This is a genomic window from Lacrimispora amygdalina, assembly GCF_003432035.1.
Taxonomy (GTDB): Bacteria; Bacillota; Clostridia; order Lachnospirales; family Lachnospiraceae; genus Lacrimispora; species Lacrimispora amygdalina.
Map to the genome: position 1 here is coordinate 69,398 of NZ_QOHO01000072.1, position 15,084 is coordinate 84,481.

The 15,084-nt window shown below is 42.9% G+C and carries 14 protein-coding genes and 1 tRNA gene; 4 read left to right on the forward strand and 11 right to left on the reverse strand.

Annotation, left to right across the window (positions count from 1 at the left end; genetic code table 11):
• Positions 1 to 29: 29 nt before the first annotated feature.
• The 8 genes from DS742_RS21620 to DS742_RS21655 all read right to left on the reverse strand — a co-directional run bounded on the left by DS742_RS21620 (position 30) and on the right by DS742_RS21655 (position 7,602).
• A complete protein-coding gene (locus DS742_RS21620; RefSeq protein ID WP_117419040.1) occupies positions 30 to 374 on the reverse strand; it encodes a phenylpyruvate tautomerase MIF-related protein in 345 nt (114 codons plus the stop codon).
• A 75-nt stretch (positions 375 to 449) separates the two neighbouring features.
• The gene (locus tag DS742_RS21625; protein ID WP_117419041.1) at positions 450 to 1,616 is read right to left on the reverse strand and encodes a class I SAM-dependent methyltransferase; all 1,167 of its coding nucleotides are present in this window, start codon (positions 1,614 to 1,616) and stop codon (positions 450 to 452) included.
• Positions 1,617 to 1,618: 2 nt separating this feature from the next.
• Positions 1,619 to 2,983, reverse strand: a complete 1,365-nt coding sequence (locus DS742_RS21630) for a PFL family protein (protein WP_117419042.1) — start codon at positions 2,981 to 2,983, stop codon at positions 1,619 to 1,621.
• A 38-nt stretch (positions 2,984 to 3,021) separates the two neighbouring features.
• Positions 3,022 to 3,294 carry an ACT domain-containing protein gene (locus DS742_RS21635; RefSeq protein WP_104436132.1) on the reverse strand — a complete coding sequence of 91 codons (273 nt, stop codon included), beginning with the start codon at positions 3,292 to 3,294 and terminating at the stop codon, positions 3,022 to 3,024.
• A 14-nt stretch (positions 3,295 to 3,308) separates the two neighbouring features.
• Positions 3,309 to 4,106, reverse strand: coding sequence for an MBL fold metallo-hydrolase (locus DS742_RS21640; protein WP_117419043.1), 798 nt, complete (start codon positions 4,104 to 4,106; stop codon positions 3,309 to 3,311).
• A 4-nt stretch (positions 4,107 to 4,110) separates the two neighbouring features.
• Positions 4,111 to 4,722, reverse strand: coding sequence for a dephospho-CoA kinase (gene coaE / locus DS742_RS21645; RefSeq protein ID WP_242996671.1), 612 nt, complete (start codon positions 4,720 to 4,722; stop codon positions 4,111 to 4,113).
• Positions 4,712 to 7,243 carry a DNA polymerase I gene (polA, locus tag DS742_RS21650; protein ID WP_117419044.1) on the reverse strand — a complete coding sequence of 844 codons (2,532 nt, stop codon included), beginning with the start codon at positions 7,241 to 7,243 and terminating at the stop codon, positions 4,712 to 4,714. The genes coaE and polA overlap by 11 nt, the downstream gene beginning before the upstream one ends.
• An 8-nt stretch (positions 7,244 to 7,251) precedes the next feature.
• Positions 7,252 to 7,602: an anti-sigma factor family protein gene (locus DS742_RS21655; protein WP_117419045.1), complete on the reverse strand. Its 351-nt coding sequence runs from the start codon at positions 7,600 to 7,602 to the stop codon at positions 7,252 to 7,254.
• 121 nt (positions 7,603 to 7,723) lie between these two features.
• Here DS742_RS21655 and DS742_RS21660 point away from each other — a divergent pair.
• The 4 genes from DS742_RS21660 to upp all read left to right on the forward strand — a co-directional run bounded on the left by DS742_RS21660 (position 7,724) and on the right by upp (position 10,867).
• Positions 7,724 to 7,806 (forward strand) — tRNA-Leu (locus DS742_RS21660).
• 195 nt (positions 7,807 to 8,001) lie between these two features.
• Positions 8,002 to 8,808, forward strand: a complete 807-nt coding sequence (locus tag DS742_RS21665; RefSeq protein ID WP_147325841.1) for a polysaccharide deacetylase family protein — start codon at positions 8,002 to 8,004, stop codon at positions 8,806 to 8,808.
• 72 nt (positions 8,809 to 8,880) lie between these two features.
• A complete protein-coding gene (locus tag DS742_RS21670) occupies positions 8,881 to 10,206 on the forward strand; it encodes a uracil-xanthine permease family protein (RefSeq protein WP_117419047.1) in 1,326 nt (441 codons plus the stop codon).
• Between the two features lie 31 nt (positions 10,207 to 10,237).
• Entirely contained in the window at positions 10,238 to 10,867 is a 630-nt protein-coding gene (gene upp / locus DS742_RS21675) for a uracil phosphoribosyltransferase (RefSeq protein WP_117419074.1), read from the forward strand.
• Positions 10,868 to 10,947: 80 nt separating this feature from the next.
• Here the strand turns inward: upp and DS742_RS21680 are convergent, their stop codons facing one another.
• Genes DS742_RS21680 through DS742_RS21690 form a run of 3 tightly spaced genes read right to left on the reverse strand, consistent with a single transcriptional unit; the run spans position 10,948 to position 15,037 of the window.
• The gene (locus tag DS742_RS21680; RefSeq protein WP_117419048.1) at positions 10,948 to 12,279 is read right to left on the reverse strand and encodes a sodium-dependent transporter; all 1,332 of its coding nucleotides are present in this window, start codon (positions 12,277 to 12,279) and stop codon (positions 10,948 to 10,950) included.
• A 7-nt stretch (positions 12,280 to 12,286) separates the two neighbouring features.
• Positions 12,287 to 12,970 (reverse strand): LbetaH domain-containing protein, encoded by a 684-nt coding sequence (locus DS742_RS21685; RefSeq protein WP_117419049.1) that lies wholly within the window; start codon positions 12,968 to 12,970, stop codon positions 12,287 to 12,289.
• 12 nt (positions 12,971 to 12,982) lie between these two features.
• Positions 12,983 to 15,037, reverse strand: coding sequence for a DNA topoisomerase (locus DS742_RS21690; protein WP_117419050.1), 2,055 nt, complete (start codon positions 15,035 to 15,037; stop codon positions 12,983 to 12,985).
• Positions 15,038 to 15,084 lie beyond the last annotated feature (47 nt).

Consider the following 15,084-nt stretch of genomic DNA (forward strand, 5'->3'; position numbering starts at 1 on the left):
TCCCCTGTCTGACGTGTCAACAGTAAAATTTAGAAGTTTGCTCCGTTCCAGCCCCAGTGCTCCACTTCCTCGTATTTTATATAGATCTTATCCTGTGCAATTCCTAACACCTCTTTAAATATTCTGGAAATCTCAGCGGTCAGGTGGTCTAAATCCCGGTCAGAAGCACGTCCGAAAATTTTAACTTCTATAAAAGCAATCTTCGTATTGTTCTTTCCTTTAAAATAAAGAGAATAGTTGTCTTCAAAGCCCACCATCAGCCAGCTTTCTGACTTGCCTGGAATCAGGCTGATTGCCTGGCCAAGTTTATCTTTTAAAATTTCCTTCTCTTCCTCTGATAACGCAACATTTACTTTGGAATTAATAAAAGGCATGAACACTCCTCCTTAAATGATTACTCTCATCATACCATATATGACAGCAAATTTCACTTATTATTTTATAATAGTTTACTCTTTATAAAACAAATTATAAAGAGTCAGATTTCCGTGAAGAAATTCCATAATTTCATCAATTTGACTGCGATTATTCCTTTTTTCACCCTGCTTTACTGCGCGGATTAATATATTCTTTGGTGTGTGCTCCATATCAATGAATTCCAGAATCTGGGTTCTGTATCCCTGATTCTCCAAAATCTCTGCTCTCAGAGCATCTGTATACAGGGCAGCCATCCGTTCCTTAATCAGGCCATACTGGAAAACAGGAGCCATCATACTGTTTTCCATCTGTTTATTGAGTTCATGCTGACAGCAGGGTACGGACAGTATCACTGACGCTCCCCATGAAACCGCTTTTGCAAGAGCATAATCAGTGGCTGTATCACATGCATGGAGGGTAACAACCATATCCACCTGATTTACACCCTCATAAGAAGCGATATCACCATGATAAAATCTAAGTTTCCCATATCCATAGCGTTCACTTAACCGGTTGCAGTTGTCAATCACAGTCTGCTTTAAATCAAGACCTATAATGCGTATGGAGTATCCCTTTTGGACATGAAGATAATAATACATGGCAAATGTTAAATAGGATTTTCCGCAGCCGAAATCAATAATAACATTTTCTCTGTCTTTATAAAGTCTTGGAAGTATATCTTCGATAAATTCCAAAAAGCGGTTAATCTGACGGAATTTGTCATATCTGGATCTGATAATGGTTCCGTTTTCCGTCATGATTCCCAGATCAACCAGGAACGGTATGGGGGTTCCTTCTTTTAAGATATAGTTTTTTTGCCTGTTGTGGTATGTTACTGCAGGAACAGCCGTGATTTTTTGCGGGATACGCTTTATCTTTATGTCTGGAATTCCCTTTTTACTGATTAGAATCCGGACCTGGCCTTTCCCGGATTCCAGTTCCAGCTGGCGAAACGTCCCATCCAGTAAATCCGCCGCATAGTCTGCGCATTCTTCTTTGGGCAGGTTCTTATGAAATGCCTGGTTTCCAATCAGTTCCTCCGCCTGAAAAAGCAGCAAATCTTTCTGTTTCAGAGGACGAATCTTTACTTTGGACATTCCCTGTTTCTCAACCGGATTGCTGATGATAATACGGACCAGAAATTCATCCAGATACTCTCTGAGTGCTTCCGTCAGTTTTCTTTTTTCCATCTGTTCCATGGCTAATTCTTAAAACTGTGTATCGGCGCAGGAATTCTTCCTCCGCGGTTTACAAACTTTTCACAGGAATACTGATTGACTGGCATGACAGGAGCGTATCCTAAGAGACCGCCGAATTCCACCGTTTCTCCGACAGATTTTCCGATTACCGGAATAATACGAACGGCTGTTGTCTTCTGATTTATCATACCGATTGCGGATTCATCTGCTATAATTCCGGATATCGTGGAAGCAGGAGTATCTCCTGGAATTGCAATCATGTCCAGACCAACGGAGCAGACACAGGTCATCGCTTCCAGCTTTTCAAGGTTTAATGCACCCATGGCAACTGCATCGATCATTCCCTGATCTTCACTGACAGGAATAAAGGCACCGCTTAAACCGCCTACATAGGACGAAGCCATAACTCCTCCTTTTTTCACCTGATCATTAAGCAGAGCCAGCGCAGCCGTAGTACCCGGAGCACCAACGCGCTCCAGACCGATCTCTTCTAAAATCTCGGCCACACTGTCACCGATTGCAGGTGTGGGAGCCAGAGACAGATCTATGATACCAAATGGAATGTTTAATCTTCTGGAAGCCTCCTGGGCTACCAGCTGTCCTACACGGGTAATCTTAAATGCAGTTTTTTTAATGGTCTCGCAAAGAACTTCAAAATCCTTACCTCTTGCGGTCTCAATTGCCCGTTTTACAACACCAGGTCCGCTGACACCCACATTAATTATGGCATCTGCTTCTGTCACGCCATGGAATGCGCCTGCCATAAAGGGGTTATCATCCGGCGCATTGCAGAAGATTACCAGTTTTGCGCAGCCAAGAGAATCATTCTCCTTTGTCTCCTCTGCTGTTTCCAGGACGATTTTACCCATAAGCGCAACTGCATCCATATTGATTCCTGTCTTTGTAGAACCAACATTCACGGAGCTGCAGACGCGATCTGTGCATGCAAGAGCTTTTGGTATGGAGCAGATGAGATTTTTATCTGCGGTTGTCATTCCCTTGCTGACCAGTGCAGAATATCCGCCGATGAAATTAACGCCTACTTCCTTTGCCGCGCGGTCAAGTGTCTGGGCTATAGTAACAAAATCATCCGGTGTCTTACATGCGGCAGCGCCTACCATAGCAATGGGGGTTACGGAAATTCGTTTATTGACAATGGGAATTGCAAAATCTTTCTCAATCTCTCTTCCAACAGATACCAGATTTTTTGCAACAGTGGTAATCTTGTTGTAAATTTTTTCATTCACTGCTTTTAAGTCACTGTCACAGCAGTCAAGCAGGCTGATACCCATGGTTATGGTACGCACATCCAGCAGTTCCTGCTCGATCATCTTATTGGTCTCATTAACTTCAAACATATTCAACATATAGAAAACCCATCCTTTTCTTAAGCCTCACTGCGTAATCAGATCCGATGCATTTTTGTAAAAATTTCTTCCCTCTGGCATTTTACCTTCACACCAATCTCGTCTCCAATTTGTTCCAGTTCATCCGCAAGCTCTCCAAAAGGCTTCGCAGCTTCGTTAATGTCAACAATCATCATCATATTAAAATATCCCTGTACAATTGTCTGGGAAATATCCAATATGTTTACCTGGTTGTTCGCCAGATAAGTACAAATCTTTGCAATAATCCCCACTGTGTCTTTGCCAACTACTGTAATAATCGTCTTATTCATCATGCATCTCCTCTTTATATAGTGATAATTTCCGACATCTGATCCCGTTTTGCAACGGCTATGGAAAAATCAGATGCCTTAAATGGATTATCTCCCTCTGAGATTTCAAGCTTTACGGTTTCATAAGCAAGCTCTTCGTAATTATTCTCCTTGCTTAAATGGCCCAGCAGAATCTTTTTTAAATTCTCGTGAAGAATGCAGCACAACAGCCGTCCCGCATTTTCATTGGATAAATGTCCATGATCTCCCAATATCCTGCGCTTTAAGTAATAAGGATAAGGTCCCGCCTGAAGCATATTCACATCATGGTTGGACTCTAAAAGTACCGCATCCAGTCCCTGCAGATGCTCAATGATGTACTGATTGTAATGCCCCATATCCGTTGCCACTGCAACTGACTTATGTTCATGCTGAATCCGGTATGCCACCGGATTTGCTGCATCATGGTCAATGGAAAACGGTTTGACCTCTAAATCTCCCACAAAAAAATCCACATCCGGACGAATGGCACAAAATAGTTCCTGTGGATATTCTCCCAGATATTTTTGCTTTGAAATTTCCTCCAGAGTCTCCCTGGTTCCATATATGGGAACACCATACTTTCTGGCCAGCACTCCCAGTCCTTTGGTATGGTCGGAATGTTCATGAGTGATCACAATTCCAGTGAGCTCGTTTCCTTTTAATCCGATTTCATTTAAGCCCTGTTCAATCCTCTTGTTGCTTATTCCGGCATCTACCAGAATATGGGTTGTATCAGAACCTACATAAATGCAGTTTCCGCTGCTCCCGCTCGCAATGCTTACCAGTCTCATATCGTTATCTGTCCCCTGTTTTCAATATTTCCGCCAATTGGTTCTCTAAATCCGCAATAGAACCATTATTTTCGATTATCCGGTCACAGCGCCTTACATATTCCTGTTCCGAGGCCTGGCTTCTGATTATTTGTTCCGAACGTTCTTTTGTATAACCCCTGTTTTCCGAAAGACGTCTGATTCTGACCTCCTCAAAAGCATGGACATACCACATCTCATCATAGATATCTTCCGCTTCTTCACCCATAATTGCAAATTCTACCACAATAAGCCCGGCTTGGGAAGCGGAAATTTTTTGTCTGATCCTTTTCCATACAAGAGGGTGGATAATCGAATTAACCTGCTCTCTTGCAGATTCATTTTCAAAAATCACTTTTCCCAATGCAGTTCGGTTAATGGTTCCGTCAGGATTAAGGATGGTTTCTCCGAAAGTTTCTTTCACCCGCAGATATCCGTCTTCTCCCGGCAGCATCAGTTCATGGGCAACTTTGTCCGCTTCAATCACTTCTGCATTGTATTTCGTTCTTAATATGGAAAGAACCAGACTTTTTCCGGCGCCCACTCCGCCTGTAAGTCCAATTACATTCACGCTTTCCACCATCCCTTTATTTGGCATCGAACCAGGATTCTCCAACATTGGCATCAACTTCCAGCGGCACAGCCAGTCTGGCAGCACTCTTCATCTCTTCCACCAGCAGCTTTTTTACCTGGTCCAGTTCTTCCAGACGTGCTTCAATTAAAAGCTCATCATGGACCTGGAGGACAATTCTGGACTTAAGTCCCTGTTTCTTCAGAGCACTGTCTACCCGGATCATGGCAATTTTAATAATATCTGCCGCTGTTCCCTGAATGGGAGAATTCATTGCCACACGTTCACCGAAGGAACGCTGCATGAAGTTGGAAGATTTTAACTCCGGTACGGGGCGGCGGCGTCCAAACATGCTGAGCGCATACCCGGTTTCTTTTGCTTCAGCCACCAGCTTATCCAGAAAAGCCTTCACTCCGGGATAGGTTTCAAAGTATTTTTCAATGTATTCCGACGCTTCTTTTCTGGTAATGCTTAACCCTTCACTTAATCCAAAAGAACTGATTCCATACACAATACCGAAATTCACAGCCTTTGCATTACGCCGCTGTAAGGCAGTTACTTCTAAAAGCGGAACATGAAAAACTTCTGATGCAGTGATCGCGTGAATATCCTCAGCCTGCTGATAGGCACCGATCAGTCTTGCATCTTTCGACATATGAGCCAGAACCCTCAGTTCAATCTGGGAGTAATCGGCATCTACAAAAACACACCCCTCCTGGGGAACAAAGACTTTCCGAATCTCTCTTCCAAGTTCCATACGAATTGGAATGTTCTGTAAATTGGGTTCTGTACTGCTGATCCTTCCAGTAGCGGTAATTGTCTGATTAAAGGTTCCATGAATCCGTTCATCGGAGCCTATATAGGCCGCCAGCCCATCGGCATAGGTGGAATTTAACTTTGTCAGCTGTCTGTAATCCAGAATCAGTTCTATGACAGGAAAATCGGGAGCCAGTTTTTCCAGCACGTCGGCTGCAGTGGAATAACCTGTTTTTGTCTTTTTTCCGCCAGGAAGCTTCAACTTTTCAAAAAGAATTTCTCCAAGCTGTTTGGGGGAATTAATATTAAAGGTTTCACCTGTCTGCTCGTATATTTTCAATTCCGTTTCCTTAATCCGGATTTTCAGTCTGTCTCCGTATTCTTTTAACCTGTCCCGTTCTACCCGGATTCCCGTTTCTTCCATAGAAAACAAACTGTATACCAGCGGCATTTCAATGTCATAAAACAGCTGCTCCATATCTGTCTTTTTTAATTCATCTCTTAAAATGTTTCCGCACAAAAATGAAACGTATGCCATGGAACAGATACAGTTAACAGCCTGGGAACGATTTTCCTCCAGTGCCTGGGTTATGGTACGTTTTCCCAGCAGCTCTGTTTTCGAAGGAAGAGACAGCGAAAGATAATCATTTGCTAAATCATTATATTCATAGGAGCTTTTTAACGGATCAATTAAGTAAGCTGCTATGGAAGCATCAAACACCGTTTTTTCTCCATTCAGGTTCAGAAATGGCAGCTGGCTTTTCAGGTCTAAAACAGTAATCTCTTCTGCCTGTCTTATAATCTCTTCTGTCTTTTCTTTCAAATATTCTGACGTTAAATCCCCCTGAGGAATCAGGCACCAGCACTCTTCTTTTGAAAAACATAAAGCCAGTGCAGAAATTTTTTTATCCGTTCCTGCCAGCTGCAGGCCAACGCTGGCGCCTGTTGCACACCTTGCAAAAACTGCTTCTGCGTCAGAAAGATCCGTAACTTCTTTTTTAATCCAGCCAGAGGAAGAGATCTCCTCTCCCTCCTCCGGGAACCCGGCAGGTTCAAAATCCATATCCATGATTTCTGCAATTTCAGACTCCGCAATGGTTTTACTCTCATCCAGACGAAGATTATAATCTGTTTTCAGGCAAAGAGAATCTGCCTCTTTGTTTACCTGCTGCTCGTACTCAGTCAGAGCTTTCCGAACCTGGTCAGACTCCAGCTCCTCCTTCCTGCCATAAAGAGTTTTTAAGGAACCATACTGTATAAGCAGACGGCATGCGGTTTTCCGGCCAATCCCTGCACCGCGCTCCAATGAAAATACTTCCTTTAACTGTTCCGGTTCCAGACCAAATTCTGCCTTCACCCTGTCTGCAGACCAGTTTATTAATTTTACCCCTTCTTCTCCCAGTCCGGGAATCAGGACAGTTACATGTTCATTTACTGCCATCAGAAAGGTCTCATTACCAGTAAGCACTGAAACATCTTTTTCTTCCTTCTCACAGTTTTTTGCAAGGGAGCAGATAAGATCCAAAGAACGTGCGCCCTCTTCTTCAAAAACAGGTATTTTCAGATCTGCCAATGCTTCTTTTAAAAGTTCTTGTTTTTTCTTTAAATCCTCAGCGGCGATTCCATCTTTATTGAAATTTCCAAAAGCCGCTGCAATATAATCCGTTTGCTTTTCTTCTATTATACGAACCACCACATTTCGTATTCCTTTTACGCAGTTGTCTGGAAGTGCATAATATACCTCTTCCAGCATGCCGGTCCCGTCAATCAGTACTGTTTTTTTTCTGTTCATCTGTTCTCCTATCCAATTAAGCCCAACTGCAGCCAGATTCTGCACTGAAGAAGGACTGTAATGACAAGTGCCATGACGCAAACGGTAGATACCGCATATCTTGCTATTTTTATCAGCTGTATTAGCTGAAGCCTTTGTCTGGACTGTTCCAGTGCCGCCTCCAGCGCTCCCTTGATATTATAATTCCCTGTTTCAGAATCCAGCTGCATGATTCCTGCTTCTATGGTAAAATATATCTCCAGTTCTTCCATACAATCTGCACAGCTCTGCGTATGTTCCAAAAATTCTTTCAGTTCCTCATCCGTCAGTTCTCCGTTTATATATGGAATGACCAGACGTTCTGCTTCCTTACATGTCATCGCCCAGACACCTCCTTAACCATAGCTTTTTATTATCATACAATATATTTTGCCGATTTTCAATTTAAATACTTGCCAAATGGAAAATCCTGTGATAGAATAATGAACGTTGTAAGTGCAAGCCGGCATGTCGGAATGGCAGACGAGGCGGACTCAAAATCCGTTGATGGCAACATCGTGTGGGTTCAAGTCCCACTGCCGGCACTACACCCTTGGCAGGGAACTGGACTTCGCAAACCGAATTCGTTTTGGTTTTGCGGAGTCCTTTCTCTTTGTCCCCATATTTTTCCTACAATTTCCTTAATTTTACATTATATTCTAGGAAACACTGCCCGCATTATGATATACTGTCATAAGAAACTATAATCGATCAGAGGTGATTTTACGAAACGTCGTATCATGCTAATGGCTGCACTTCTATCCGCATTGTCTCTTTATGGGTGCAGTCACCGAAATTATGTGAAGGCAGATCTGCCAGACACTCAGACAACTGAAGGCAGAGAAATAACTGCGGTCTCCGATTCGTCTGTCATAGAAGTTCAGAACGAATCCGAAAGCACACAAAGTTTAAGCACAGACCCCAAGTCAGGTGTAGCCACCTCAATTTATGTCTATAAGAATGACAAGGTGACCATCGAATATCCGGTCCTTACACAATCGGCAGATGAATCTAAATTAGAAGCTGTCAACAACCTGTTAAAAGACAATGCGCTGGAAATCATCAAAACTTATTCTGTTGACCCATCAAAAGACAGTCTTACTGTCAGTGCAGATATTATCTCTGCTGACAGGAACCGAATCAGTGTTGCTTACACAGGTATGTTTTCTGCTGACGGAGCTGCACACCCTGCCAATGTTTATTACACCAGCGTAATTGATTTAAAAACAGCCAGGAATATCAGGCTGACGGATTATGTGGATCCTAAACTGCTGGCCGAATATGTGCTCTCTGACCAGTGTAAGTTTTACAACACATCTTCCGAGCTTAATGAGGCTTTGATGAACGCGCGGTCCGATATGGACAAAGAGACATATACCAAAATTTTTCAAAATGCTGATTTTTCATCAGAACAGCGTGAAAAAGGAACTGCTGAGTTTCCAGAATCCTTTAGCTATGAGGATCAGGGAGTCATTATAGTCTCCATTCCCGTCGCTCATGCCTTGGGGGATTTTGCGTTAATTGAATATACTCCTGAGACAAAATAACAAAAATAGTTGCCATTTATCCCTTTCTCTGATAAAATAGGACGGAAAAATAAAAAGAAACGGGGTATAATCATGAGTAACAACGCAAAATTGACAACCCGAGACTATCTGCTCAGCATTCAGCACCTCTTCGCCATGTTCGGCGCTACTGTGCTGGTACCCTTACTGACAGGTCTCAATCCATCGCTGGCACTATTCTCTGCAGGCGTTGGCACCTTAATATTCCACTGCTGTACTAAATTTAAGGTTCCTGTGTTTCTCGGTTCTTCCTTCGCATTTCTGGCCGCGGTTACCGCTATTATCCGACCGGAAGGAACCGTGATCCCTGAGAACGTACCTTTAGTACAGGGTGGAATTATTTTTGCCGGTCTGGTATATTTGATCTTCGCCTTCATCGCTTACACCATTGGTGCTGAGAAAATCAAAAAGATTTTCCCTCCCGTTGTGACCGGCCCGGTAATCGTAGTCATCGGAATCAACCTTGCTGGCACGGCGATCAGCGATGCAACCGGCAATTTAAGCCTGGCTGACGGTGTAACACCTGCCATTGCGCTGAATCTGGGAATTGCGGTATTTACATTATTCGTAGTTATTCTCTGTTCTATATTCGCACATGGTTTTTTCAAGCTGGTTCCGATTCTCATCGGAATAGCAGCCGGTTATCTTCTGTGTATTGTATTAGGAGCATTGGGAATCTTCCATATGGACTATTCAGCCATTTCCGCTGCATCATGGATTAATATCCCATTTGTGACAAAGGACTTAAATGGTGTGACATTTATGTCTGTTCCAAAATTCAGCTTAGGTGCCATTCTTTCCATCGCGCCAATCGCCTGCGTCACATTTATGGAACACATTGGAGACATCACCACCAACGGAACTGTTGTTGGAAAAGATTTCCTCAAAGATCCAGGACTTCACCGTACATTAATGGGCGATGGCCTTGCTACCCTTCTTGCAGGATTTATGGGCGGCCCTGCCAACACTACTTATTCAGAGAATACAGGTGTTCTGGCAACTACCAAAAACTACAACCCAAGGCTTCTTCGTGTGACTGCCGTATTCGCCATTGTCCTGGGCCTTTTCGGAAAAGTAGGTGCAATTCTTCAGACTATTCCTGGTCCTGTAAAAGGCGGTGTGGAAATTATGCTGTTTGGTATGATCGCAGCTGTGGGCATTCGTTCTCTGGCAGAATCAAATCTGGATTTTACCCATAGCAGAAATTTAACTATCGTTGGCCTGATTCTCGTATTCGGACTGGGACTTGCCCAGCTTGGAGGACTTAACGTAAGTATCGGCTCTGTAACATTAAACATTTCAGGTCTTTTTGTTGCTGTTATCATTGGTGTCTTTATGAACCTGATACTGCCTGAAACTCCTGATACTGCAAGAGATTAAAGAAAGGATTAACACTATTATGGATTTATTAATGGACAATGTAACTGTATTTACCCACCCGCTGATTCAGCATAAAATTTCAATTTTACGAGACAAGAGAACCGGAACCAACGAGTTCCGTGCTCTGATTGAGGAAATCGCCATGCTGATGGGATTTGAGGCATTAAGGGATCTTCCTCTTCAGAATGTGGAGGTAGAGACTCCTATAGAGACCTGTATGACCCCCATGATTGCCGGTAAAAAAATGGCAGTTGTTCCTATCCTCAGAGCAGGTCTTGGTATGGTTAACGGAATTCTGGCTCTTGTACCGTCTGCCAAGGTGGGACATATTGGTTTATATCGGGATGAAAAAACTCATGAGCCCCATGAATATTACTGCAAGCTTCCAAGCCCGATTGAGCAGAGAACCATTGTTGTTACTGATCCTATGCTTGCAACCGGCGGTTCTGCAATTGCAGCCGTTGACTTTATCAAGCAGTACGGCGGTAAGCACATCAAGTTCATGTCCATCATCGCTGCTCCGGAAGGCTTAAAACGGCTACACGAGGCACATCCGGATATTCAGATCTACGTAGGACATTTAGACCGTCAGTTAAATGAAAATGCGTATATCTGCCCAGGTCTTGGAGATGCTGGTGACCGTATTTTCGGTACCAAATAAAATTATCTGCTAAAAAGCCCGGTACTTCCTGTCCTTGTAAGACATGGAAATACCGGGCTTTTTAGCGGCTGTACTTCATATCAGCCGATCCCTTTATATACGATACTTAATATTAATACCAGGGCTGCAAGCAATACATAGAGATATTTAGCAGTAAAAATGAAATAAGAACCAAGAGGTTTCTCACGTCCACAGTTTAATTCGTTCAGAATTTCTTCCTTTTTCAATACCCAGTAGATCATGACAGAACATAAAACTGCACCAAATGGCACCACATAGATAGTAATATAATCCATCCAGGCTCCCATATAGGGTTCATATTCAATAAAAAGTCCTATGATGAATACGACAGCGCCTACAAAAACGACAGCAGTCTTTCTTGGAAAACGCAGATGCGTTTGAAGCGCTTCTGCGCATACCTCAAACATATTAACCAGTGAGGTTACTCCTGCAAACAGTACTGACAGGAAAAACAATACTGCTATAACTCTGCCTGCGGGGATTTGTGCAAATACCTTTGGCAAAGTTATGAACATCAGCGGAGGACCGCTTGCCGGGTCCATCTGGAACGCAAATACGGCAGGAATAATGGCAAAACCTGCCAAAAGAGCTGCAATGGTATCTAATAAAGCAGTGGTAACCGCTGCTTTTGGTATATCCTCTTTTTTATCCAGATAGCTGCCGTAAATTACCATTCCCGAACCAGTAATGGAGAGAGAAAAGAAAGCCTGTCCCATAGCCATAACCCAGGTTTCCGGTTTTAACAGAAGTTCCCACCTTGGCACCAGGAGATATCTGTATCCGTCGAAAGCTCCGGGAAGAAAGAACACCCGGACTGCAATCAGCAAAAAAAGGATAAAAAAAGCAGGCATCATGATTGCATTCACTTTTTCAATCCCTTTTAATACTCCTCCTGCCAGAACAGCTACCGTAATTATAACAACAAGGAGATGCCATGGTATGCTGCCATAATGCCCGGTTGCCTGGGAAAAATATTGTGCTGCCTCTTCTTTCAAAACAGCACCTGACAAAGCACCCCATAGATACCTTAGAACCCAGCCTACTATAATTGCATAACCAATGGCAATACCAAATGAACCTATTAAAGGGACTGCTCCCAGAAAGGAACCGCCTTTTTTTCCTCTCGTCTTTAAAGCATAATCATAAGAGCCGATGGGGCCCGTTCCGGTGAGCCTTCCAAACGCAAACTCACCGGACAAACCAACCAGACCAAATAAAAATACAAAACCAAAATACACCAGTAAAAAAGCAGCGCCTCCATACTGTCCCAGCCGGTAGGGAAACATCCAGATGTTTCCCATACCGACAGCTGACCCAACAGAGGCCAGAATGAATCCAATTCTCGAACCGAATTTTCCATTTCCTGCCTGGGCATGTTTATTTTCGTTCATGTCGTATTTATTCCTCAGTAATATTCTTTTCTACAATTTCTCCCTGTTTTTTGTAGATGGAATTACCTTCCACACAGCCTCTGACACAGGAAAGCGGATAGATATCTGCTTTTGGTCCGATGACTGTACCAGGATTTAAAACAGCACCGCAGCCAATTTCTGCAAAGTCACCAAGGATGGCACCAAATTTCTTAAGACCTGTTTCGATTTCTCCATCTTCTGCATGTACGGTAATAAGAGATTTGTCTGTTTTTACATTGGATGCAATTGAAGATGCGCCCATATGAGACTTATATCCTAAAATAGAATCTCCAACATAGTTAAAATGCGGAACCTGTACTCCATCAAAAAGAATGGAATTCTTTACTTCAGAAGAGTTTCCTACTACTGCACCTTCGCCGATGATTGCATTACCTCTGATAAATGCGCAATGACGGATCTGTGCATTCTTGCAGATAATTACATGCTCGCCCATACAAGCTGTCGGCGGAAGATTTACAGACTTATGAATCCAGACTGCTTTTCCCACATGAACATATTCGTCCTTTGGAAGACGCTCTCCCAGGGAAACGATAAATTCACTGATCTTTGGAATGATTTCCCACGGATAGGTGGTCTGCTCAAATAATAATTTGGCCACTGTATGATTGGTATCAAATAAGTCCTGGTTTGTCATATCTTCTTTTTTCATGTTAATAATCTCCTATTTTTGTTTTTTATAATTAGCTGCCGCAGCATCGAATACATTACGTAAATCATAATGATTATTGAGCTTCAATACCCAAGCGGTACGTCCGGCAACAAAATTCTCCAGTTTCTGCATATACTCTTCAGAGGTTATGCTTCCCTCTGATACATAGGTTAATCCCTTTTCCCAGCTGGCTGTCAGCTCCGGATTAAGAAGCTGTTTAATGGAGGCGTTCACTACATCATAGATCATCTCTCCTAACAGTGTGGGCAGAATTATCTGGGTTTTCGTATTCAGGGAAAGATAGCCGATATGAAACAGCTTTTTTAAAATCTCAGCTCTCGTAGCACTGGTTCCTATCCCGCTTCCCTTAATCTGGGCACGGAGCTCTTCATCCTCGATTAACTGCCCCGCATTTTCCATGGCAAGAATCATGGATCCTGATGTATAGCGTTTAGGAGGCGAAGTCTCTCCCTCTTTAATCATCAGCTTTTTAATGGGAAGCTGCATACCCTTTTTTAATGAACCAAGCATGGCAATAAAAGCTGGATTGTCCATTTGCTTCTGAGACACTTCCGAATTATTCTCATCCTGATTTTCACTGTCAGGAAGTGGTTCGTCAGCTTTTTCCTCTGCTTTCTTTTTACCTGCGGACACATCTGCCACTTTTAAATATCCCTCTTCCAGCATTACCCGGAAGCTGGAATAAAAGTGCTCTTTATCAGCAGCCAGCTCCAAAGCATACTTCTGATAGATGGCAGGCGGATAGAAAATACTTAAAAACCTTCTTGCAATCACTTCATAAACCCTGGACACAAGGGGTGTTAAGCCTCTTAAAGCTGAAAGCCCCTGACCAGTAGGAATAATGGCATAATGGTCCGTAATCTGCTTATCATTGACGTATCTGGTTTTATCAATTGTTTTGTAGGCTCCCCGGCTTAACGCTTCTTCTGCCGCCTCTTTTAATGGTTCAAATCCCTTTAATCCACTGATGTTTTTATAGATTTCTTTTGCTACTGCTGTGGAAAGAACTCTGGCATCCGTTCTTGGGTAAGTGACCATCTTCTTCTCATAAAGCTCCTGAACTACCTTCAGTGTCTCATCAGGACTGATCTTAAACATCTTAGAACAGTCATTCTGAAGTTCAGCCAGATTATAAAGCAGAGGCGGATTCTTGGTTTCCTTTTTCTTCTCAACCGATACAACCGTTGCCTCCATGGGATCTGCTGCAGAAAGTGTCTCAATCAGTGCCTCAGCATGCTTTCTTTCTTTAAACCCATTCTCTTTATATAGAAAAGGTGATTCAAAAAACATAGAACCCGGAGCACTTTTCCATTCACCGTCAAAATCCAGATCTTCTTTGGCAAAGGTACCAATAACACGATAAAACGGTGTCTTTACAAAGTCCCTGATCTCCCGTTCTCTTCGTACCACCATTCCCATGACACAGGTCATGACACGTCCAACAGAAATAACGGTATTCTTCCCGCTCTTTAAATAATTTGAAATATGCTGTCCGTATCTTAGTGTAAGCAAACGTGAAAAATTAATTCCCATGAGATAATCTTCTTTTGCACGCAAATACGCGGAAGCAGAAAGATTATCATATTCTGCCTCATCCTTCGCCTCCCTTATGCCTCTTAGAATTTCCTCTTCCGTCTGGGAATCAATCCAGACTCTCTTCTGCTTTTTATTGTTCACCCCTGCCATCTGGGCAACAAGCCTGTATATGTATTCTCCTTCTCTTCCGGAGTCAGTACAGACATAGATTGTATCCACATCCGGGCGGTTTAACAGACCGCTCACAATTTCAAACTGCCTGGCTGCGCTGGGAATTACTTCATATTTGAATTCTTTGGGAAGAAACGGCAGGGTGGATAAACTCCATCGCTTATATCTTGGATCATAGCTTTCCGGATAACTCATAGTGACCAGATGTCCCACGCACCAGGTTATAATCACCTGGTCAGCTTCCATGTATCCGTTGCTGCGTTTTCCGTTTATCTTAAGCGCATTTGCGAACTCCTGAGCCACACTTGGTTTTTCTGCAATGTATAACGATTTTGACATATAACTCCCTACTGCTTTGTGATAGTAACCGCTCTATTATACCATTA

Excerpts from the sequence above, each read along its gene's own strand:
- DS742_RS21620 (WP_117419040.1), bottom strand. The coding sequence starts at position 374 with ATGCCTTTTATTAATTCCAAAGTAAATGTTGCGTTATCAGAGGAAGAG.
- DS742_RS21670 (WP_117419047.1), top strand. The coding sequence starts at position 8,881 with ATGAGTAACAACGCAAAATTGACAACCCGAGACTATCTGCTCAGCATT.
- DS742_RS21635 (WP_104436132.1), bottom strand. The coding sequence starts at position 3,294 with ATGAATAAGACGATTATTACAGTAGTTGGCAAAGACACAGTGGGGATT.
- upp (WP_117419074.1), top strand. The coding sequence starts at position 10,238 with ATGGACAATGTAACTGTATTTACCCACCCGCTGATTCAGCATAAAATT.
- DS742_RS21665 (WP_147325841.1), top strand. The coding sequence starts at position 8,002 with ATGCTAATGGCTGCACTTCTATCCGCATTGTCTCTTTATGGGTGCAGT.
- DS742_RS21680 (WP_117419048.1), bottom strand. The coding sequence starts at position 12,279 with ATGAACGAAAATAAACATGCCCAGGCAGGAAATGGAAAATTCGGTTCG.
- DS742_RS21640 (WP_117419043.1), bottom strand. The coding sequence starts at position 4,106 with ATGAGACTGGTAAGCATTGCGAGCGGGAGCAGCGGAAACTGCATTTAT.
- DS742_RS21655 (WP_117419045.1), bottom strand. The coding sequence starts at position 7,602 with ATGACATGTAAGGAAGCAGAACGTCTGGTCATTCCATATATAAACGGA.
- DS742_RS21690 (WP_117419050.1), bottom strand. The coding sequence starts at position 15,037 with ATGTCAAAATCGTTATACATTGCAGAAAAACCAAGTGTGGCTCAGGAG.
- DS742_RS21685 (WP_117419049.1), bottom strand. The coding sequence starts at position 12,970 with ATGAAAAAAGAAGATATGACAAACCAGGACTTATTTGATACCAATCAT.
- DS742_RS21630 (WP_117419042.1), bottom strand. The coding sequence starts at position 2,983 with ATGTTGAATATGTTTGAAGTTAATGAGACCAATAAGATGATCGAGCAG.
- polA (WP_117419044.1), bottom strand. The coding sequence starts at position 7,243 with ATGAACAGAAAAAAAACAGTACTGATTGACGGGACCGGCATGCTGGAA.
- coaE (WP_242996671.1), bottom strand. The coding sequence starts at position 4,722 with ATGCCAAATAAAGGGATGGTGGAAAGCGTGAATGTAATTGGACTTACA.
- DS742_RS21625 (WP_117419041.1), bottom strand. The coding sequence starts at position 1,616 with ATGGAACAGATGGAAAAAAGAAAACTGACGGAAGCACTCAGAGAGTAT.